Source organism: Arcobacter sp. CECT 8985, from assembly GCF_004116495.1.
In the GTDB taxonomy this organism is placed as follows: Bacteria; Campylobacterota; Campylobacteria; order Campylobacterales; family Arcobacteraceae; genus Malaciobacter.
Map to the genome: position 1 here is coordinate 34,376 of NZ_PDKC01000020.1, position 19,869 is coordinate 54,244.

Below are 19,869 nucleotides of genomic sequence, written 5' to 3' on the forward strand. Positions count from 1 at the left end.
ATATTTTATGAACAATAAAAAAGATCAAAAAATGAATAGAAGAGAATTCTTTTTAACAGGTGCGAGAGCTTTAGGGCTTACAGCACTTGGTGGACTTATTTGGAGTGCATATGTAGATGAAGTTACAGCTTCATCATTACTTCTTAGACCACCAGGAGCACTTGAAGAAAATGAGTTTTTAAAATCATGTATTAAATGTGGAATGTGTGTTGAAGCATGTCCATATGATACATTAAAATTAGCAAAACCAGGAGATAATAAACCTTTAGGAACTCCATATTTTGTTCCTAGAGATATTCCATGTTATATGTGTCCTGATATTCCATGTGTACCTGTTTGTCCAACAGATGCATTAGATGAAAAAAAAGTAACAACAAATAATAAACTTGATATTGAAAAAGCTTCAATGGGAGTTGCAGTTGTAGACCAAAGTAGCTGTATTGCATTTTGGGGTATTCAATGTGATGCTTGTTATAGAGCATGTCCTTTATTAGGAGAAGCAATTACAATTGAATATACAAAAAATGAAAGAACAGGAAAACATGCATTTTTAAAACCAGTAGTTCATACAGATGTTTGTACTGGTTGTGGATTATGTGAAAAAGCCTGTGTTACAAAAAAAGCAGCTATTTTTGTTCTTCCAAAAGAAGTTGCATTAGGAAAAGCTGGAGATTATTACATCAAAGGTTGGGATAAAAATGATGAAAAAAGATTGCAAAAAGCAACAAACAAAATAAATAAAACAAAAATTAGTGAGAGAAAAGCAGTAGATTCACTAAACGATATGGGAGGTCTTTTAGATGATTAATTTAATTTCTAAACATAGATTTCTTATAGCAAGAAGAGTTAGTCAAATCACTATAATGTTTTTATATTTTGCAGCAAATGCTTGGGGATTTAATTTCCTAATGGGAAATCTTAGTTCATCAAAAATATTAAATACAATTCCTTTAAGTGATCCATATGCAGTTCTTCAAATGCTTGCAGCTGGTGCAGTAATTGCAACAGATGTAATCGGTGGAGTTATTATAATTGTTCTATTTTATATGCTAATTGGAGGTAGAGCTTTTTGTTCTTGGGTATGTCCTGTTAATATGATTACTGATTTAAGTAATTATATTAGAAGAAAATTTGGATTTAACAAAATACAAAAAAGACAACCAGCAAGTAGAAATATAAGATATTACGTGTTAGTGCTTAGTTTAATAATTTCATTTTTTATGGGATATGCAGCATTTGAGTTTATCTCACCAGTTGCTATGATTCAAAGAGGAATTATTTTTGGATTAGGCTTTGGTTGGGCTGCTATTTTAATTATATTTTTATTTGATCTTTTTGTTTTAAAAAATGGGTGGTGTGGACATATCTGTCCTATTGGTGGATTTTATTCACTTATTGGAAGATTTAGTCTTTTAAGAGTACATCATGAGCATGAAAATTGTACTGCTTGTATGAAATGTAAAGAGGTTTGTCCTGAATCACAAGTACTTTTTATGGTAACAAAAAACTCTATTCCTGTTACATCAGGAGAGTGTACAAATTGCGGAAGATGTGTTGAAGTTTGTGAAGACGAAGCACTTAACTTTTCGATAAAAAATTTTAAAAGGAAATAAAATGAAGTTAACTAGTATAACTTTAGGTATTGCTACAGCTGCTGCTATATTTATTGCAGGATGTGCAACTAGCCAAAAAACTATCAGTGAAGAATCATTAGGTTTAAGAAAAACTGATTTATATACAGAACAATCAACTGTTGCAAGTAAAACTATGTATAAACAAGCAACTCCAGGAACAAGTGAAAGAATTGAGAGATCATATGAAAATGCTCCTCCAATGATTCCACATAGCGTTGAAGGTATGTTACCAATTACAATTAATAATAATAGTTGTACACAATGCCATTTACCAGGAATTGCTGAGTCTATGAATGCAACTCCAATTCCTAAAACACACTTTACTAATTATAGACCAGATACAAAACTGGATAAAAAAGGTGATATTATAAAAGATGGTAAAATTGTAAAAAATACTACTGATCTTAAATTAGCAAAAGAGAAAAAATTAGCTACACTATCTGGAGCAAGATTTAATTGTAGTCAATGCCATGCTCCTCAATCAGAAGGTCAATTAGTTAAAAATAATTTTAAACCAGATTTTAGAGAAGCAGGAAGTAAAAACTCATCTCATCTATTTAAAGATATGGACGAAGGTGTTAAATAATTAAAATAGAAGATTTTTCTTCTATTTTAAAAGGATCTATTAATGAAAAGAAGAGATTTTTTTAGTTCAATAAAATCGTCATTGAAAAAAGAAGAAAAAATAGCTATTTTAAGACCTCCATATTTTGAAGATGAAGATCTATTTTTCAAAGAATGTATTAATTGTGAAGGACTTTGTGCTAATGCATGTGAAGAAAAAATCATAGTTATTCAAGAAGATAAAACTCCAAAATTAGATTTTTCAAACTCAGGATGTACATATTGTGATGAGTGTGCAATTAGTTGTCCAAATGAAGTTTTAAAAGTTGATTTTAAAAAAAATATAAATGCAAAAATCTCAATTAATATTTTAAAATGTTTGAGCTGGAATCAAACAATGTGTTTTTCATGTAAAGACCCTTGTTTAGATGATGCAATTGATTTTTTAGCAATGTTTAGACCAGAAATAAATAGTAACTGTACAGCATGTGGATTTTGTATAAAATACTGTCCTGTTGAAGCAATAGAGATAGGAGCTTAATATGAAACTTTTAAAAATGATTTTTATTTTTTCATTGTTTTCAATCTTTTTAAATGCAAGTATGATTATTAAGCCTGATGCAAAAATGTCAACATCTGGTGGTGTTACAGATATTGTAATATCAAAAAACAGACTTTTTGCTTCTACTGTAAATGGAACAGTTGATATTTTTGATTTAAATACAAAAGAATTTATCAAAAAAATTTCAGTACCTAAAACAGTTGATTTTACAGGTGAAGAGATAAATGCAAAAGTTTATAGTGTCGATGTATTAAATAATAAAATACTAATTCTTGCACAAGGTAAAAAAGGTGGAAGAAATATATATTTATATGAAGATAATAAATTAACACAAATAATTAGTGATAAAAAAAGATTATTTATCTCAAAAGCAAAATTTATAGATAAAAATAAAATTATCTATTCATTACTTAGTAATCAGTTCTTTTTATATAACTTATCAACTAATAAAAATATATATGAAAGACAAATTTCACAATCAAGATTTTCTGATTTTAGTTTAAATGATGACAAATCAAAAGTGATATTAGCTGATGAGAGTGGTATTCTTCATGAATATGAAGTCTCAAATGGGAAGTTTATTAGAAACTTTAAAAATCAAAATTTAGATAATGTATATCAAGTTGATTGGAAAAAAGATACAATCATTACAGCAGGTCAAGATAGAAGAAGTGTTGTATATAATGAAACAACACAAAATGTTTATTATAAACAGAGTGATTTTTTAGTTTATAGTTGTGGGCTTAGCCCAAATTCCCACTATGCAGGTTATTCAAGTGATGAGTTAAATACAGTTACAATTTTTAATACATTAACACAAACAGCCATGTATAAACTTATTGGAAATAAAATGCTAATAACAAATATTGTTTTTCTTAATGATAATGAAATATTTGTTTCAAGTGATGATAGTAAAATAAATTATTATAAAATAAAGGAATAAAAATGAACATTTCAAGTATAGTTGTTCAAACTCTTCCAAAATATGTAGAAGAAGTTGTAGAAAATTTAAAGAAATGTCCAGAGTGTGATTATCATATCCATGATGAACAAGGAAGAATAATAATCACAATTGAAGGTGCAAATGTAGAAGAAGAGTTATCTAAATTAAGAGTTGTTGAAGCAATTGATCATGTAATAAGTGCAGATATGCAAATGGCTTATAGTGAAGAAGAGTTAAATGAACATATGGAAGTTTTAGAAAATTCTGATGTTGTTCCAACAGTATTAAATGATGATAATATTGATCCTAAAGATATTGTATATAGTGGTGATTTAAAAAAGAAAAATATTCATGGATTTGCAAAACACTTTGATAAAATAGGAAAATAAAATGCAAACACAATTTGATGAGAGTGAATTTCTAATTGAAACAATTGTTCCTAAAGATGAATTAATTGTTTCACGAACTGATTTGAAAGGTAATATTACTTATGCAAATGAAACATTTGCCAAAATAAGTGGATACAGTATTGATGAACTTATTGGACAACCTCATAATTGTGTTAGACACCCAGATATGCCAAAACAGATATTTGAAGATTTATGGAGTAGTTTAAAAAAGAATAATTTTTGGGAAGGTGTTGTAAAAAACCTTCGTAAAGATAAAGGTTTTTATTGGGTATATGCACAAATAAGTGTTGTGAAAAAAGACAATAAAATAGTTGAATACAAATCAATAAGAACACCTATTTCTTTTCAAGATAAAATAAAATATCAAAAACTTTATGACAAAATAAAAAAAGATACAAAAGACTTACAACGAATTATTATATATAAATAAAAATAGGTAATTAGTACTATTTTTATTTACTTTTTTTAACTCATCGCTAACCAAATACCTATAAGAATCATTAAACTTCCTGCTATTTTATTGATCAACCTAACATTTGAACTATTTTGTAATAATTTTCTTAATGTTACTCCACCAATAGCATAAATCATTAAACAAGAAAATTCTAAAACAAGTATTATTAATATTAAAACTGGCAATTGAGAAGCCATAGGTAGTTTATTATCAATAAAAGGAGGAAGTAATGATATAAAAAATGCCCAACCCTTTGGATTTGCTATTGCAGTAATAAATCCTTGACTAACAAGTGATTTTTTTGAGATATCAAATTGACAGTTTTTTTCAAAATTTAATGCCATTTTACCTTTAGAAAGCCACATCATAACACCCAAATAACCTAAATATGCACCACCAACATACTTTAAAACCACAAAAAATTCTGGGTATTTAAGCATAATAGTAGCGACTCCAATAACAGATAATGTTGCAACAATACCTACTCCAATTAACTCTCCAGCCATCATAAAAAAAGTTTTTTTTAATCCTATGCTCATTCCCATACTTAATGATAATGTCATACACATTCCTGGAGTAATTGAGACAAAAAAGAATGTTGGAATAAATACTAAAAGTAATGTAAAATTTATAAAATCCATAATATTTCCTTAAAGTAAAAATTATATCAAAAAATAATAAAACTAGGTTATACTTATATATATAAAATAGGAGTAGAAATATGAAAAAAATCATAATAATAAATATTTTAATTTTATCTTTTTTATCTAACTATTTATTTGCTTCAGAGGTAACTCAAGCAAGAGTGATTGGAATATTTGATAAAAATGGCAATGGTGAAAATGTTCAATACAAAAAACAAACAAATGCAAACTACAATGGTACTTGTTTTTCAAAGATAGTTGTAATTGGTAGTTTAAAAAATAAACCAAAAGTTTTTATAGGAAAAAGTGCAGGAGTTTTTATAAAAATGAAACCTTTATATAATAAATATAAAATAAAAATTGGTGATATTCTAATTTATAAACATGAAAATGTATCAAAGGGATATGTAAAAATCACCTTAAATAATAAATTATATGATTATAGAATTTTTGTAAAATAAATAATTATAAATATTATAAAATAACTTCTTATGAAAAATATTTCATTTTTTATAAAAAATTTATAAAAAAAATTCATTTTTATTCAAAAAAAACCTAAACATCACAAAAATATCACCTTGATTTGATATAAATCAATAATATAATTTTTTAAAGATTATATAATACGATTAAAGAAGTTTAAGTATTTATAATATGTCTCCTTCCCTACATAATAAATCAAACTTCAACTTCTTTTTTCTTCCCTTTCTCTCTTTATTTCTCATTCCTAATTAATATAAAGAGAGAAAATTTATTAAGCTCATTTATTATTTTGATAATAAAAATGCGAATACATTATAAAAAATACGAATTTCTTATAAAAAAAAGGAGACCAAGAGGTTTCCTTTTTTTTTACATATATTTTTCTAGTACTGCAGGGATTTTAATAGTTCCGTCTTCTTGTTGATAATTTTCCATAATTGCAACTAATGTTCTACCAACGGCTAAAGAAGAACCATTTAATGTGTGAGTTAAAATATTTTTCTTACCATCTTTATATCTAATTTTTGCTCTTCTGCTTTGAAACTCTCTTGTATTTGAGATTGAAGAGATTTCTCTATATTTATTTTGTCCAGGTAACCAAACTTCTAAATCAATTGTTTTTGCTGCACTAAAACCTAAATCTCCTGTACAAAGCATCACTTTTTGATGTGCTAATCCTAATGAAGTTAATAAATCACTTGCACAACCTACCATCTTCTCAAATACCTCATCAGATTGTTCTGGTTTTGTAATTGAAACCATTTCTACTTTGTCAAATTGATGTTGTCTTATTAAACCCCTTGTATCTCTTCCTGCACTTCCTGCTTCTTTTCTAAAGCAAGGTGTATAAGAAGTCAACATTAAAGGTAGTTCATCTTCTGAAATAATTTCATCATTATAAAGGTTTGTAAGACTTACTTCTGCTGTTGGAATTAAATATAAATCTTCACCATCAATTTTAAATAAATCATCTTCAAATTTTGGTAATTGCCCTGTACCTTGTAAAGTATTTGAATTTGCCATAAATGGAACATACCACTCTTCAAAACCTCTTTGTCTATTAAAATCAAGCATATAGTTAATTAATGCTCTTTCAAGTCTTGCTGCTGTTCCTCTCATTGCAGAAAATCTAGATTTTGCAAGTTTTACACCTCTTTCAAAATCTAACCAACCATTTTGTTCACCTAAATCCCAATGCTCTTTTGGTTCAAAAGTAAATGTTGGCTTTTCACCTATTGTATCAATTACAACATTTTCCTCTTCATCTTCTCCATTAGGAACTTCTTCATCAGGAAGATTTGGAATAGATAGTGCAATTGAAGTTAATTGCTCTTCTAATTTTCTCACTTCTTCTTCAAAAACTTGTTTTTTGTTTTTTAACTCATTGATACTTGCTTGCAATGGTGCAATATCAAGTCCCTCTTTTTTATATCTTCCGAACTCTTTTGATAATTTATTTTGTTCAGCAGTAACATTTTCCATCTCTTGTCTTTTACTTTTTGCTTCTTCAGAGATAGTCTTTAAATTATCTAAAATCTTTTGATCTACTTTTTTTCTAAGTAGTGCAGTTGCAGTTGCTTCAAAATCCTTTTGTAACGCTTTTATATCAATCATAATTAATCTTTCACCATTAAATTTTCGCAATTATATCTAAATTTTTCTTTGTACTTTTTTTGATTGTCATGATTTATAATGTTTTAAGTATCTACTTAATATTAAATGATTATAATTCTCAAAATTAAGGATAAGGTTAAAATTGTTAGATTTATTAATCAAAACATACATAAAACTGTCATTAGAAGAAGAAACTGGCAATAAAATTGGTTTATTTAGAGCTATTTGTTCTATCTTTGGCGGGTTATTAGTATCATATTTATCTATGTGTTTACTTGTATTTATTATACCAGGCTCAGCTGGAGAATCAATTGTGGTACCTTTAATGTTCAATACTTTTGCTTGGGCAGTTGTAGCATTATGGATATCTTTGTCAAAATCAAAATTAATTGCATTAAAAAGAGTATTTATCCCTTCACTATTTATATGCATATTATTAACAATTTTTATTATAGGAATGTAAATATGTCAAATACTGAATCGAAACTTTTCAAACAAAGATTACAAAGAGTACATGTAATTGTAGGTGTATGCACATCAATATTTATGTATATTGCAGTATTTTTTGGAATATTTGCTATTTTACTTCCATATATTCAGACATGGGAAAAACCATCAAGACATTTTAAAACTGCAAATATAAAAAATATAGATTACTCTGCTATGATTGATCCTGTTATTTCAAATCCTGATTTTCCTAAAAATAATATAATTATCACACTTCCAGGATATAAGAATGACCCTGCATTAAAAATTTCACATGAGTTTGTAGAGCCTATTGTTTTTAATCCAAATACAAACAAGCAAATAAAAGATGAAGAACATATCTCTGAACTAGCTTGGTTTTTAAATAGTATGCATTATGGAGCACCTCTAAAAACATTTGGTTATATACTTTTTGGACTTGTTGCAGTTGCAGTTATGTTTTTAATAGTTGGTGGATTAATACAAGTAAATATTATAAAATATAAAAATAAAGGTAAAAATCAACAAAGTAAATTTTCTAAATGGCATAGAAAAATTTTTACATGGCTTTTTGCTCCTTTTATTATAGTGACTCTTACAGGAGCAATGATGAATATTGGTTATAGTGGTTCATCTTTAATGACATACATTTCATCAAAAGGTGAAACATCAAATATTGGTGTACTTTTAGCACCTGTTTTAGAACCACAAAAAGAACAAATTGTAAGAAAAAATGATAATGTAAAAATGCTTGAGATAAATAAGCTTATACAAAAAGCACAAAAAATAAATCCAAATATAAACTTTGAAAAAATTGAACTTATAAACTGGAAAGACTCAAGTGCACAAGTTGAACTTAGTGGATATAATCCAAAACTTCCATTTTTAAATGGAGTATTTAATAAACCTACTGTAATTCTAAGTGGAGTTGATGGCAAACTTATTCAAAATATAAATGTATTAGATAAGCACTGGTCAGTTCTTTTTACGGATAGTATGTATTTTTTACATCTTCTTTTTGGAGTAGATATTTTTATTAGACTGTTAATCGCCACTATTATGGCAATTTGTGCCCTTGCAATTGGATTTGGAACAATGCTATTTTTAGAAAAAAAAGCAAAAAAATTTGAAGGCAAAACAACTTTTTATCATTGGTATGGAAAGTTTTGCCTTGCAAGTATGATTGGTGTAATTCCTGCAACTGGATTTATTTTCTTACTTCAATGGATTTTACCATTTGATTTAGAAAATAGACTTATTATTCAAAAAGGACTATTTTTTATATTTTGGATAGGAACATATACATGGTCATTTTATGAAATCAATTCATATAAAACTGCTAAAAAATTCTTCTATTTAGCAGCTATATTTTTTATTTTAACTCCATTAATGCACTCAGTTTTTAGTGGATACTCTCCCATGAATTTATTACAAAATAGTATGAATACTATTTTAAATGTAAATATCGCTCTATTTATTGTAGGTATTTTATTTCTAATTTTAGCAATCAAACTACCTTCAAATAGACAAAAAGCAAAAGTTTTTTTTAAAGCAAAAGTATAAAAGGAAAAAAATGAATTTAATAAAAGTCTTACTATTTATATTTTTTATATATAATAATTTACAAGCTCATACACTATTAGTTGATATAACAAAAAATGACAATAACACAATTACTGTGAATGCTCAATTTGACACAAAACAAAAAGCTTCTGGAGCTATGCTTAGACTTGAATCTCTTATTTCAGGTGAAGTTTTATATAAAAAAAGATTCCCTTATGAAAGTAAATTAATAGTTGATATTCCAAAAGAACAATATCAAATTGTAGTTGATGCAGGTGAAGAACAGATTGTAAAAAAAGGTATTGAACCAAATGAAGGTTTTACTAAACTTGCCTCAAAAGAGATATTAGATAAATTATCAAAAAATAAAGAAGACCACCATGAGTTAGGAATTACACTTATTATATTTTTATTTATTGGTTTTATATTAATTATTTTAGCCATATATTTTAGTGCAAAAAATACAAAAAAAATTATTGAAGAATTGAAAAAATCTTAACATATAATAACAATTATCAATATTAAGTATTTATTGGTTAAAATTTGCTCATGAGTTTAAATGAGTTTAAAAATATAAAATTATTGTATGTTGAAGACGAAGCAGATATAAGAAAATATGCTATGTCTTATTTTAAAAGGCTTTTTAATAAAACCTATGAAGCATCAAATGTTTCAGAAGCATTTGAAGTATTTTCAAAACAAAAACCACAAATTATTATAACTGATATAAAAATGCCTAAATCTTCAGGCTTAGATTTTATAAAAAAAGTAAGACAAGTAGATTCTAAATGCCAAATAATTGTTCTGTCTGCATTTTTAGACACTAAGTATCTTCTTGATGCAATTAGTTTAAATCTTGTAAAATATTTAACAAAACCCATTAAACATGATGAACTTTATCTTGCATTGTGCGATTGCGTAAAAAATATTTTAAACCAAGAACAGAAACTAATATATTTCTCTAAAGAGTCTTACTTTGATACTATAAATAAAAATCTATATTTAGAACAAAATCAAATGAAAATAACTCCTAAAGAGCTTAATTTTCTTGAACTTTTAATAAATAACAAAAATAGAACTATATGTTACCAAGAGATTGAAAATCATATCTGGTATGATTCTGTAATGAGTGAAAATGCACTAAGAATTTTAGTAAAAAAATTAAGAAAAAAACTCCCACATAACACATTGGAAAATGTTGCAAGAATGGGATATAAAATCAACTTATATTCACAATGAGATTTTTTTTACTATTATTTATATTTTTATTATCTTTAGATGCTAAAGATTTACTAATAAAAAATAGATATATTTCAGTAGATAATAAAGCTTTTATACAATTAAAAAATTTTGATTTTCAAAAAGATACTTTAAAAAAAGCGATTGTAAAAATAGAATTGAATCAAAATATTTTAAAAAAAAGAAGTTTTTATTTAAAAATAATATGTGATACTAAAAATATAAAAAATATTAATATGAAATATAAAGATTTATCTACTTTTATTATAATAAAAGTAGATAAATCTTCACCCAAAAATATATTATTAAATATTAATTATCAAAAAAAAGAAAAACTAAAATTTGCAATACTTCGATACAATAAATTTGAATATAGCTATATAGAGAAAAAAGAGAATTTACTTTATGGTTTAGCATATGGAATAATTTTTTGTGCATTTTTATATAATTTTGCAATATTTTTATATACAAAACAAAAATCTTTTTTATACTACAGTCTAATGCAACTTTGTCTAGTGTTTATTTTATATTATGCAGTAACCCTTGCAGAACAATCATATATTAATAAAACTCAAGAAATATTATCAGATTTTTTTGAAACAACATGCATTTTGATGATGATACTATTTTCAAAAGAGATTTTAAATAGTAAAAAGAATCTCAAACTTATAGATAAATTTTTAAATTTACTAATTTATTTGAGTTTAGTAGATTTGTTAGTTATATTAATAACTGGATACTCTCAACTTTATAATTACATTCCCCGTTCAATTATTGTTTTTATTTTAGTTTTTGCTGGTTTTGTATCTATTTTAAAAGGTCAAAAGGTTGCAATATTCTATTTTCTAGGGTGGCTTGTAGTTTTTATATGTTTAACCATGATGGAACATGATATTTTTTATATAAATAACTTATATATTATTCACATTGGATTACCACTTGAATCAATTATTTTAAGTTTTGCATTAGCCTATAAGTTAAAGCTAAGTAGCGATGAAAAAAAGCAAAAAGAGAATATGTTAATACAACAAAGTAAACTAGCTTCAATGGGTGAAATGATTAATAATATTGCTCATCAATGGAGACAACCATTGACAAATTTATCTTTTATTAATATGGATTTAAAAATGGCAATAAAAAGTAATGATGTAAATAATGACTATTTAAATGAGATAGTAAAAGACTCAAAAAAACAGATAAATTTCATGTCTGAAACTCTTGATAATTTCAAGGGCTTTTATCAGCCAAATAGGAAAAAAGAGAGCTTTTTTATAAGTGAAGCTATCAACTCTTCTATAAATATAATAAAAAATAGTCTATTACAAGATAATATAAAAATTGATGTTCAAATTATAAAAGACAAAAAAATATCTGCTTATAAAAATGAATTGATTCAAGTAATTTTAAATCTAATAACAAATGCAAAAGATGTGCTAACACAAAGAAAAATTTCATCACCTAATATTATTATTAGATTAAATACCAATAAAAAAAATGAGGCTATTTTACAGATAAGTGATAATGCACAAGGAATTGACAAAAAAATTATCAATAAAATATTTGAACCTTATTTTACTACTAAAAATAATGGAAGTGGAATTGGCCTTTATATGAGTAAAGTTATTATCCAATCACATTTAAAAGGTGAAATAACTGTACAAAACAATTCAGAAGGAGCATGCTTTAAAATTTCTATATAAAACAAAAAAGACATAACTAGGACACTAATTTTTATTAAAATCATCAAACAATATCAATAGTGATTATTAATATATAAAGTAACACAAGGAAATTTATGGGAAAACATTGCTTTAAAAATCTATTTGCTACAGCACTAATTAGTGTTTGTACTGCAAATAGTATCTATGCAAAAGATAATCAAAATTTAGGTGAAGTAATAATACAAGGAAGTAAATTAGAAAAAAATTTACAAGAAGAGACTTCAAGTATTCAAGTTTTTAATGATGTTGATTTTTTAAATAGTAGTAGTTTAAATGATATGTATGATATCTTTGAACAGACATCAAATATTAACCGTTCTGGTAAATATGGTTTTAATATTAGAGGAGTAAATACGGTTGGTATAGCAGGAACATATATGGGTCCTAGAACTATTGATGTATCAATTGATGGTGTTTCTCAAGGTTCAAATGCCTCAAAACAAGGTGCAATATCAACTTGGGATATGCAACAAGTTGAAGTTATAAAAGGACCTCAATCAACAACACAAGGAAGAAATGCCTTAGCTGGAGCAGTAGTATTAAAGACAAAAGATCCTGAATTTATTCCAAATGGTGCAGTTCAAGTTGATTATGGAACTCATAACAATAGACAATTTTCAGTTATGCAAACTGGACCAATTACAGATAATTTAGCATTTAGACTATCTGTTGATCACAAATATTCAGGAGGATTTGTAACTAATAGTAATATTAGAGGTGACAAATTTAATGAAAGTAAAATTACAAATATAAGAGGAAAATTATTATATAAATTTGATAATGATGCAACTGTTTTATTAAATTTGAGTAAATTAAATTATGATGATTCTGGAAATACAAATGTTACAAAAGATAGACAAAGTCTTTGGAATACGGATGGTCATTATAATACTGATGCAATTTCTCACTCAATTGAAGTAAACTATCCAATAAATGAGAACTGGTCAATGAAATCAATTACAAGTTTTACAGATGAGACTTTAGATAGATTAAGTGATTTTGATAAACTTGATGGAAATTCACTAGCAGACATGGATAGAAGAAATAAAAGTTTTAATCAAGAAATAAGATTTAACTACAAAGCAGAAAACTCTAAAAGTGTAATTGGTCTTTATCACTCACAAGGGAAAGGAACAGATGATAGAAAAGTTACAGATTTAAATGGTACTTCAACTTTTGGAGTTCCTGGACTTTTATTAAGCTACCAACAAGACTTAGAAGAAAAATTTAAAAATAGTGCGATATATTTTAATACAGATTACTATTTAACTAATGATTTAACTTTAATATTAGGAGCAAGGCTAGATAGAGATACAAGAGAAAATAGTAGTGATATAGATGCACAAAGAACTACTAATTTAGGTGGTTTAAATCCTATTATTGATTCTAGGTTAGCTTCACTTGCAAATGGGAATATTGATGCAAAAAAACATAGCACTAACTTTTTACCTAAAATAGGATTTAATTATAAATGGAATGAAAATATTCATACAGGTTTTGTCTATTCTAAAGGTTATAGACCAGGAGGAATGTCTGTAAATCCAATTAGTGCATTAGCAAAAGATTATGAAGCAGAGTTCACAAATAATTATGAACTGTCTTTTAAATCACTGTGGTTAAATAAAAAACTATCTTTAAATGCAAATATTTTCTATACAACTTGGAAAGATCAACAAGTTTCAGAACAAGGTAACTCTAGTAGCCCATTTGATATAAATGTAGTAAACGCTGGTAAATCAACTCTTAAAGGTATTGAACTAGACTCAAAATATCAAGTTAATAATGAAATAGATTTATATGGGAATGTTGGTTATTTAAAAGCTACATATGATGACTATGAAGATGGAGCAAATGATTATAAAGGCAAATATTTAATAAAAAGTCCAAATATTACAGCTAATATTGGTGCAAATTATAGAAATTCAAGTGGATACTTTATTGGTGGAAATATAAACTATATTGGCTCACAATTTGGAGATAGTGCAAACAAAAGAAAAATTGATGCATATTATGTAGCAAATGTCAAAACTGGTTATGAAAAAGATGACTGGGCTTTATATGTTTATGCAAATAATTTATTTGATAAAAATTACGAAATAAACAACTATGGTTCAGATGAATATGAAATGGGAGATCAAAGAGTTGTAGGATTAAACTTTAGATATTATTGGTAATATCTAAAGTTAAACAACTACATAAAAACAAGCACCATCATTAATATTTTCAACAAGTACTTCACCATTAAAATGGTTATTTATGATGGTTCTTGACATATAAAGCCCTATTCCACTTCCATTATCTTTTGTAGTGAAATATGGTTCAAAGATTTTATTAATTATCTTTTTATTTATTCCACCGGCATTATCACAAACTTTTACTATACTTTTTTTATTTTCAAGATTAATGCAAATATTAATATTAGGATTTTCAATTTGTTTTTTAATTAATTCATCTTTTGCATTTGATATTAGATTTAATATAACTTGCGAATACTCGTTTTCATAAGAGTATAATTGTTTATCATCATAAACTTCTAAATTTATTTGTATTTTTTGAAGTTCAAGAACTGGTCTTATTATCTCTACTGCATTTTTTATTGCGGTTGAAATATTGAAATATTCTTTTGCTTTTGTTGGTTTGTAAAAATTACTAAAACTCTCAATTGTATTTGACATAAAATCAATCTGTTCATTTGATTCTTTGACTTTTATTTGTACATATTTTGAATCTAATTCATTTAATTGTGCAGCAACTTGTAAATTCATATTTATATAATTTAGATGTGTTAAAGGCTGTCGCCATTGATGAGCAATATTATTTATCATCTCTCCCATTGAAGCAAGTTTACTTTTATGAATTAACATTTTCTCTTTTTCATTTTTTTCTTTTACTATTTTTTTTAAAGTAAAAGCTAATGCAACACTAAATATTATAGATTCCATGGGAGCCACCAAATGAATAATATATATTCCACTAATTGAAAAATACATCTGTTCTGCAAGTCCTATAAAAATAGCCATAAAACTCCAACCAATAGTATAAATAATTGCATTTTTATCACCTTTTAAAACAGATAATATTCCTAAAACTGCAGGTATTAAAAAACTTACATAAAAATGCATATACTCATACAAAATTGAATATTTAAAAATTACAATAAGAACTAAATCAAATATATTTAGAAAAATAAAGAAATTAACAAATTTATTAATTATAGGCATTTTTCTTTTTATATTTAAAATCTCTTTTGCAAAAAGAAGTGTAAATAAAAATCCACTAGTTTCAAAAATATCAACTATTGCTTGACCTAATATTGAAGGATAAGGTTTATAAGAAAAATATACAAATCCCATCAAAGATAAGAGTACAAAAAACTGCATAATAGAGTAATACAAAAAACATTTTTTATTTGTTGAAAAATATATTATAAAATAGTACAAAAAAGCACAAAAAATTATTCCATATGCTAAACCATAAATCATGCCTTCATAAGGTAATATATATTTATATTCAAAATCAGTAATCATTTTTAACCTAAACCCAGGTCTTTTAGGTTGTTTATACTCATATTTAAAATACAAAATTTTTGGTGTATTTTTATCTATTTTACTAATTAAAAGATGGTTATATTTTTTTAGTTTTATATTTGAAAAAACTAAATTTTTATCATCGCTTACAATATTTAAATATAGTGCTTTTTTAGTCAAATTCTTTTTATTTAAAACAACTTTAATTAAAAATTTATCAACTATTTTATGCCTATATTCAAAATAATTAGCAGGTTTAAAGCTTTTATAATCTTCTGAAATATATACATTTTCAATAACATTAAATTTAGAAGCATATAAATTTACTATAAAAAGTAAAATAAAAAGCAAAATTTTCATTATAATAACTCTATTTTATAGCCGATTTTTGACTGATTTTTAATACAATGTACTGGTAGTTTTTTTCTTAAATCTCTAACTAATAATCTAATTGCATTTTCACTCATATATTCATCATACCAAATATAATTTTGTATTTGTTCATAAGTTACAGCTCTTGAAGAGTTTTCACATAAAATCTTTAAAAAAAGTATTTCATTTTTTGTTAGTTTTATATACTCATCTTCTATTTTTAATTCATTTGTTACAATATCAAAATAACAATTTTTGGTAAAATATTTTCTGTTATTAACATCTTCAAATATCTCTTTTGCACACTGAATTAATAAAGGGAAAATTATTTCATGTTTTATTGGTTTTGTAAGATATTTTACCAAATGTAAATCAATTGCATCTAGTAAATAGTTCTTATCTGTAAATGCAGTCAAAACAATAAATTGTATATTTTTATTATTTCTTCTTACTTTTCTTATCATCTCTAGGCCACTTAATTTAGGCATTTTTATATCTGATATTACAAGATGAGGAGAATATTTTTCTATTTTTTCAAGACCTTCAAATGCATCTTTTGCTTCATAAACCTCATCAAATAATCTTTTTAAATAAGAAACGGCATTTACTCTTATGTTCTGTTCATCTTCAATATAAAGTATTTTTAATTTTTTGTACTTATTTTTTAACATAAAAATATTATACAATATTTTTAATAAATAGTAATAGTGATTATCATTAGTATATTTAAGAGTAGAAACAAAACCACTTTTGTGGTTTTGTTTTAATTAAAAAGAGTATTGTAATGTTAAAGTTGCATTTCTTGGATCTGCATAAACCATACTATTATCTGAACCGCCCTCTCCAATTCCAGAATAGTATCTTTTATCAAATATATTATTTACATTTAATTGAAGATTTAAATTTTTATTTATTTTATAGTTTGCCATTGCATTTGCAATCACAGTTGAACTTTGTTTAATTGTTCCATATTCTGTTTTATTCGACTGTTTACTATTATATTTTACGCCTGCACCTAAACTTAAATCTTTTAATTTATATTTTGTAAATAAATTTGCAGTTGTTCTTGATGCGTATGTTGCAAATTTATCTCCATTTGCATCTTTTGCTTCAAAGTTTGCTAAACCAAAATTGATATTCCAATTATCTGTAATTTCACCTGCTAATTCAAACTCAAAACCTTTACTTGTCACTCCTTCTGCTGCTTTAAATGCATCTTTTGATGAACCAATTACTTTTTTATCTCCATCTTTTTGAGCTACATTATCTTGTTCTATTCTAAAAATAGTTAAAGAAGCATTTAATTTCCCATCAAAATATTCACCTTTTATACCTACTTCATAATTTTTCCCTTCAATCGGATCTAAATAACTTCCACTTGTTGTTTTTTTATCTTGTGGATTAAATATTTCTGTATAACTTGCATAAATTGAGTGATTTTTATTTATATCATAAACTAAACCAACATAAGGTGTTACTTCATTATTAAACTCCCTATTTCCTACTCCATCAGCACTTTCATATTCCCAATCTGAAAGTCTTGCACCTGTAATAAGTTTTAAAGTATCTAAAAGTGAAAATTTACCAACTAAATACATACCCGTTTGTACTGTTTTATTAGTAGCTGTATCACTTGAATAATCAAATTTTGGTTTTTGTATATTTATATGATTAAAATTCATTGAAGAACCAGCTAAAGAAGGATATCCCCAGTCATTATAAACTGTTTGTTTTTTGTTATACATATATCCTAAAATAACCTCATGATCTAAACCACCAAGAGTAAATGGTGCAGAGATATATGCATCAATATTATCCTCTTTATCATACTGGTCATTTGTATATGCCAAAGGAGTATATTCTACACCTAGACCTGTACTTTTATCAACTCTTCCACCAAAATATAATAATGCAGTATCACTATAAATCTTTTTATGAGAATATGATAAATTAAAAGTAATATCATCATATAAAAACTGTTTTAAATCTACAAAATAGTTTTTTGTTTTACTATTCCAATATGTCCAATCTTCAGTTACCGTATCTGATTTGTCAAAGTGTGTTCTACTTCCATCTGTATAAAAAGCAGGTAATCCTCCCCATCTTATCCCATCTCTATCTAATTTTTGATAACTTGCACCTAAAGATAAAAATGTAGTGTCAGTTAAATCCATATCAATTACACCATAGAAAAAGTCATTTTTCTTTTGATATTTATCCATAAATGATTTTTTATCTTCATGTTTTGCAACAATTCTTGCTCTTACACTACCATCGCTATTTAAAGGTGTTGAAATATCTGCAATTGCACTATACCTATCCCAAGAACCACCTGATAAAGATATATTTCCCTTAAAATCTTTACTTGTTGCATGTTTTCTTACAAAATTTAAACTCAATGCAGGATTTCCTGCACCTGTTGTTAATCCATTTGCACCTTTTACAACTTCAACTCTATCAAACATTGCTAAATCAAAATCATTATCTGCAATTGTTGCATGAGAAGGCATTCCATCAACTTTATAATAATCAATTTTAAAACCTCTTGCATAAGGATAGATTCTTTCATCCCATCTATTAATAGTTACACCTGATACATTTTCCATTAAATCTTGAAATGAAGTAATATTTTGATCTTTCATTTGCTGTGTTGTTAAAATAGATACAGATTGAGGTGTGTTTCTTATTGATAAATTTAATTTACTTGATGTTCTCATACTATCAACAGTATATGATTTTGTGTCTTCTGTATTATTTGAAGAAACAATCTCAACAGAACCTAATGATTTACTATTTTTTACTATTTTATTTTCTTCTTTTGCATATAAACTATTAGTTAAAATAAAAGCTGTGCATAAAGAAAGTTTAATGAAATTTTTTCTATTAAATTTCATATATTTGCTCCTTGTGTATTTTTGCGATAATAATTATCAAAATTAATCTTTTGGAATTATTTCTTAATTTTACTTATTAAAACATAAGAAATTTTGCTATCATGACAAGCAAAAATAGTTTTAATAATTTTTATATTTTCCACATTTTTTGCACATATTTTTTGAATATGATTATCATTATGATACTTAAAAATTTAAATTCAACAAAAATAGAACTAACTAAAATAGAAGAAATTTACAAATATTTTATATATGATTTCACAGCAAGCGATACTGCAAAAAAAGTAAACCTTAGTAGACAAACAATAAATAAATATTATAAAGATTTTAGAAATTCACTTCTTAATAAAACACAAAATAGATTTAATATAAAAAATGTTGAACAAGAATGCATTATATTGAATTCATACAGTTTTAATAAAATAAACTTTTATTATATTGAAGATAAAAACAATTACTATTTTCTAGATATAGATGATTCAAAAAACAAAAAACTATTCATACTAATAGAAGAAGAAATTGAAAATAAACTAAAAAATCATAAAAAAGCAAATGCAGTAAAAATTCTTTACAATAAAAATAGAGATTCATACTTTATACTAGGATATATAAACTCTTCAAAAAATATAAATGATTATATTTCCCAAAGATTAAAAAAATTTAGAGGTATAAATAAAAATAATTATAAAAGGTATATAGAAGAAACTTTTATAAGATACAATACAAATAAATCTCATCTTCTTAATAATCCATTTTAAATTTATAAAAAAAATATAAATT

The 19,869-nt window shown here is 25.5% G+C and carries 20 protein-coding genes; 15 read left to right on the forward strand and 5 right to left on the reverse strand.

The window, feature by feature from the left end:
* The first annotated feature begins 7 nt into the window (after nt 1-7).
* The 7 genes from napG to CRU93_RS09440 are packed head-to-tail and all read left to right on the forward strand — an operon-like array spanning nt 8 to nt 4,543.
* Nucleotides 8-808, forward strand: a complete 801-nt coding sequence (napG, locus tag CRU93_RS09410) for a ferredoxin-type protein NapG (protein ID WP_129103949.1) — start codon at nt 8-10, stop codon at nt 806-808.
* Nucleotides 801-1,613, forward strand: coding sequence for a quinol dehydrogenase ferredoxin subunit NapH (napH, locus tag CRU93_RS09415; RefSeq protein WP_129103950.1), 813 nt, complete (start codon nt 801-803; stop codon nt 1,611-1,613). The genes napG and napH overlap by 8 nt, the downstream gene beginning before the upstream one ends.
* A gap of 1 nt (nt 1,614) precedes the next feature.
* Nucleotides 1,615-2,220, forward strand: coding sequence for a nitrate reductase cytochrome c-type subunit (locus tag CRU93_RS09420; RefSeq protein ID WP_129103951.1), 606 nt, complete (start codon nt 1,615-1,617; stop codon nt 2,218-2,220).
* 42 nt (nt 2,221-2,262) lie between these two features.
* Nucleotides 2,263-2,739, forward strand: a complete 477-nt coding sequence (locus CRU93_RS09425) for a ferredoxin-type protein NapF (RefSeq protein WP_129103952.1) — start codon at nt 2,263-2,265, stop codon at nt 2,737-2,739.
* A gap of 1 nt (nt 2,740) precedes the next feature.
* Nucleotides 2,741-3,703 (forward strand): WD40 repeat domain-containing protein, encoded by a 963-nt coding sequence (locus CRU93_RS09430; protein WP_129103953.1) that lies wholly within the window; start codon nt 2,741-2,743, stop codon nt 3,701-3,703.
* A gap of 2 nt (nt 3,704-3,705) precedes the next feature.
* Nucleotides 3,706-4,092: a chaperone NapD gene (locus tag CRU93_RS09435; protein ID WP_129103954.1), complete on the forward strand. Its 387-nt coding sequence runs from the start codon at nt 3,706-3,708 to the stop codon at nt 4,090-4,092.
* 1 nt (nt 4,093) lies between these two features.
* Nucleotides 4,094-4,543 carry a PAS domain-containing protein gene (locus CRU93_RS09440; RefSeq protein ID WP_129103955.1) on the forward strand — a complete coding sequence of 150 codons (450 nt, stop codon included), beginning with the start codon at nt 4,094-4,096 and terminating at the stop codon, nt 4,541-4,543.
* Nucleotides 4,544-4,578: 35 nt separating this feature from the next.
* On the opposite strand, the gene CRU93_RS09445 is transcribed toward CRU93_RS09440, so the two are convergent.
* Nucleotides 4,579-5,208 carry a LysE family translocator gene (locus tag CRU93_RS09445; RefSeq protein ID WP_129103956.1) on the reverse strand — a complete coding sequence of 210 codons (630 nt, stop codon included), beginning with the start codon at nt 5,206-5,208 and terminating at the stop codon, nt 4,579-4,581.
* Between the two features lie 80 nt (nt 5,209-5,288).
* Between CRU93_RS09445 and CRU93_RS09450 the strand changes: the two genes are divergently transcribed.
* Nucleotides 5,289-5,672, forward strand: coding sequence for a hypothetical protein (locus CRU93_RS09450; RefSeq protein WP_129103957.1), 384 nt, complete (start codon nt 5,289-5,291; stop codon nt 5,670-5,672).
* A gap of 391 nt (nt 5,673-6,063) precedes the next feature.
* On the opposite strand, the gene serS is transcribed toward CRU93_RS09450, so the two are convergent.
* Nucleotides 6,064-7,308, reverse strand: a complete 1,245-nt coding sequence (gene serS / locus CRU93_RS09455; protein ID WP_129103958.1) for a serine--tRNA ligase — start codon at nt 7,306-7,308, stop codon at nt 6,064-6,066.
* Between the two features lie 142 nt (nt 7,309-7,450).
* On the opposite strand from serS, the gene CRU93_RS09460 reads away from it, so the two are divergent.
* From CRU93_RS09460 to CRU93_RS09485, 6 genes are all read left to right on the forward strand, one after another.
* Nucleotides 7,451-7,771: a hypothetical protein gene (locus CRU93_RS09460; protein ID WP_258238882.1), complete on the forward strand. Its 321-nt coding sequence runs from the start codon at nt 7,451-7,453 to the stop codon at nt 7,769-7,771.
* 2 nt (nt 7,772-7,773) lie between these two features.
* Nucleotides 7,774-9,336, forward strand: a complete 1,563-nt coding sequence (locus CRU93_RS09465; protein ID WP_129103959.1) for a PepSY domain-containing protein — start codon at nt 7,774-7,776, stop codon at nt 9,334-9,336.
* Nucleotides 9,337-9,346: 10 nt separating this feature from the next.
* Entirely contained in the window at nt 9,347-9,835 is a 489-nt protein-coding gene (locus tag CRU93_RS09470; RefSeq protein ID WP_129103960.1) for a hypothetical protein, read from the forward strand.
* A gap of 50 nt (nt 9,836-9,885) precedes the next feature.
* Nucleotides 9,886-10,575, forward strand: a complete 690-nt coding sequence (locus CRU93_RS09475) for a response regulator transcription factor (protein WP_129103961.1) — start codon at nt 9,886-9,888, stop codon at nt 10,573-10,575.
* The gene (locus tag CRU93_RS09480; RefSeq protein WP_129103962.1) at nt 10,572-12,275 is read left to right on the forward strand and encodes a sensor histidine kinase; all 1,704 of its coding nucleotides are present in this window, start codon (nt 10,572-10,574) and stop codon (nt 12,273-12,275) included. The genes CRU93_RS09475 and CRU93_RS09480 overlap by 4 nt, the downstream gene beginning before the upstream one ends.
* A 95-nt stretch (nt 12,276-12,370) precedes the next feature.
* Complete coding sequence (locus CRU93_RS09485; protein ID WP_129103963.1) at nt 12,371-14,470, forward strand: TonB-dependent receptor; 2,100 nt, start codon at nt 12,371-12,373, stop codon at nt 14,468-14,470.
* A gap of 9 nt (nt 14,471-14,479) precedes the next feature.
* On the opposite strand, the gene CRU93_RS09490 is transcribed toward CRU93_RS09485, so the two are convergent.
* The 3 genes from CRU93_RS09490 to CRU93_RS09500 all read right to left on the reverse strand — a co-directional run bounded on the left by CRU93_RS09490 (nt 14,480) and on the right by CRU93_RS09500 (nt 19,089).
* Nucleotides 14,480-16,183: a sensor histidine kinase gene (locus tag CRU93_RS09490; RefSeq protein WP_129103964.1), complete on the reverse strand. Its 1,704-nt coding sequence runs from the start codon at nt 16,181-16,183 to the stop codon at nt 14,480-14,482.
* A complete protein-coding gene (locus CRU93_RS09495) occupies nt 16,183-16,866 on the reverse strand; it encodes a response regulator transcription factor (protein ID WP_129103965.1) in 684 nt (227 codons plus the stop codon). Before CRU93_RS09495 ends, CRU93_RS09490 begins: the two co-directional genes overlap by 1 nt.
* 96 nt (nt 16,867-16,962) lie before the next feature.
* Nucleotides 16,963-19,089 carry a TonB-dependent siderophore receptor gene (locus CRU93_RS09500; protein WP_129103966.1) on the reverse strand — a complete coding sequence of 709 codons (2,127 nt, stop codon included), beginning with the start codon at nt 19,087-19,089 and terminating at the stop codon, nt 16,963-16,965.
* Nucleotides 19,090-19,268: 179 nt separating this feature from the next.
* Here CRU93_RS09500 and CRU93_RS09505 point away from each other — a divergent pair, with 179 nt between their 5' ends.
* The gene (locus CRU93_RS09505) at nt 19,269-19,847 is read left to right on the forward strand and encodes a hypothetical protein (RefSeq protein WP_129103967.1); all 579 of its coding nucleotides are present in this window, start codon (nt 19,269-19,271) and stop codon (nt 19,845-19,847) included.
* Nucleotides 19,848-19,869: the final 22 nt, after the last annotated feature.

Excerpts from the sequence above, each read along its gene's own strand:
- napG (WP_129103949.1), top strand. The coding sequence starts at position 8 with ATGAACAATAAAAAAGATCAAAAAATGAATAGAAGAGAATTCTTTTTA.
- napH (WP_129103950.1), top strand. The coding sequence starts at position 801 with ATGATTAATTTAATTTCTAAACATAGATTTCTTATAGCAAGAAGAGTT.
- CRU93_RS09420 (WP_129103951.1), top strand. The coding sequence starts at position 1,615 with ATGAAGTTAACTAGTATAACTTTAGGTATTGCTACAGCTGCTGCTATA.
- CRU93_RS09425 (WP_129103952.1), top strand. The coding sequence starts at position 2,263 with ATGAAAAGAAGAGATTTTTTTAGTTCAATAAAATCGTCATTGAAAAAA.
- CRU93_RS09430 (WP_129103953.1), top strand. The coding sequence starts at position 2,741 with ATGAAACTTTTAAAAATGATTTTTATTTTTTCATTGTTTTCAATCTTT.
- CRU93_RS09435 (WP_129103954.1), top strand. The coding sequence starts at position 3,706 with ATGAACATTTCAAGTATAGTTGTTCAAACTCTTCCAAAATATGTAGAA.
- CRU93_RS09440 (WP_129103955.1), top strand. The coding sequence starts at position 4,094 with ATGCAAACACAATTTGATGAGAGTGAATTTCTAATTGAAACAATTGTT.
- CRU93_RS09445 (WP_129103956.1), bottom strand. The coding sequence starts at position 5,208 with ATGGATTTTATAAATTTTACATTACTTTTAGTATTTATTCCAACATTC.
- CRU93_RS09450 (WP_129103957.1), top strand. The coding sequence starts at position 5,289 with ATGAAAAAAATCATAATAATAAATATTTTAATTTTATCTTTTTTATCT.
- serS (WP_129103958.1), bottom strand. The coding sequence starts at position 7,308 with ATGATTGATATAAAAGCGTTACAAAAGGATTTTGAAGCAACTGCAACT.
- CRU93_RS09465 (WP_129103959.1), top strand. The coding sequence starts at position 7,774 with ATGTCAAATACTGAATCGAAACTTTTCAAACAAAGATTACAAAGAGTA.
- CRU93_RS09470 (WP_129103960.1), top strand. The coding sequence starts at position 9,347 with ATGAATTTAATAAAAGTCTTACTATTTATATTTTTTATATATAATAAT.
- CRU93_RS09475 (WP_129103961.1), top strand. The coding sequence starts at position 9,886 with ATGAGTTTAAATGAGTTTAAAAATATAAAATTATTGTATGTTGAAGAC.
- CRU93_RS09480 (WP_129103962.1), top strand. The coding sequence starts at position 10,572 with ATGAGATTTTTTTTACTATTATTTATATTTTTATTATCTTTAGATGCT.
- CRU93_RS09485 (WP_129103963.1), top strand. The coding sequence starts at position 12,371 with ATGGGAAAACATTGCTTTAAAAATCTATTTGCTACAGCACTAATTAGT.
- CRU93_RS09490 (WP_129103964.1), bottom strand. The coding sequence starts at position 16,183 with ATGAAAATTTTGCTTTTTATTTTACTTTTTATAGTAAATTTATATGCT.
- CRU93_RS09495 (WP_129103965.1), bottom strand. The coding sequence starts at position 16,866 with ATGTTAAAAAATAAGTACAAAAAATTAAAAATACTTTATATTGAAGAT.
- CRU93_RS09500 (WP_129103966.1), bottom strand. The coding sequence starts at position 19,089 with ATGAAATTTAATAGAAAAAATTTCATTAAACTTTCTTTATGCACAGCT.
- CRU93_RS09505 (WP_129103967.1), top strand. The coding sequence starts at position 19,269 with ATGATACTTAAAAATTTAAATTCAACAAAAATAGAACTAACTAAAATA.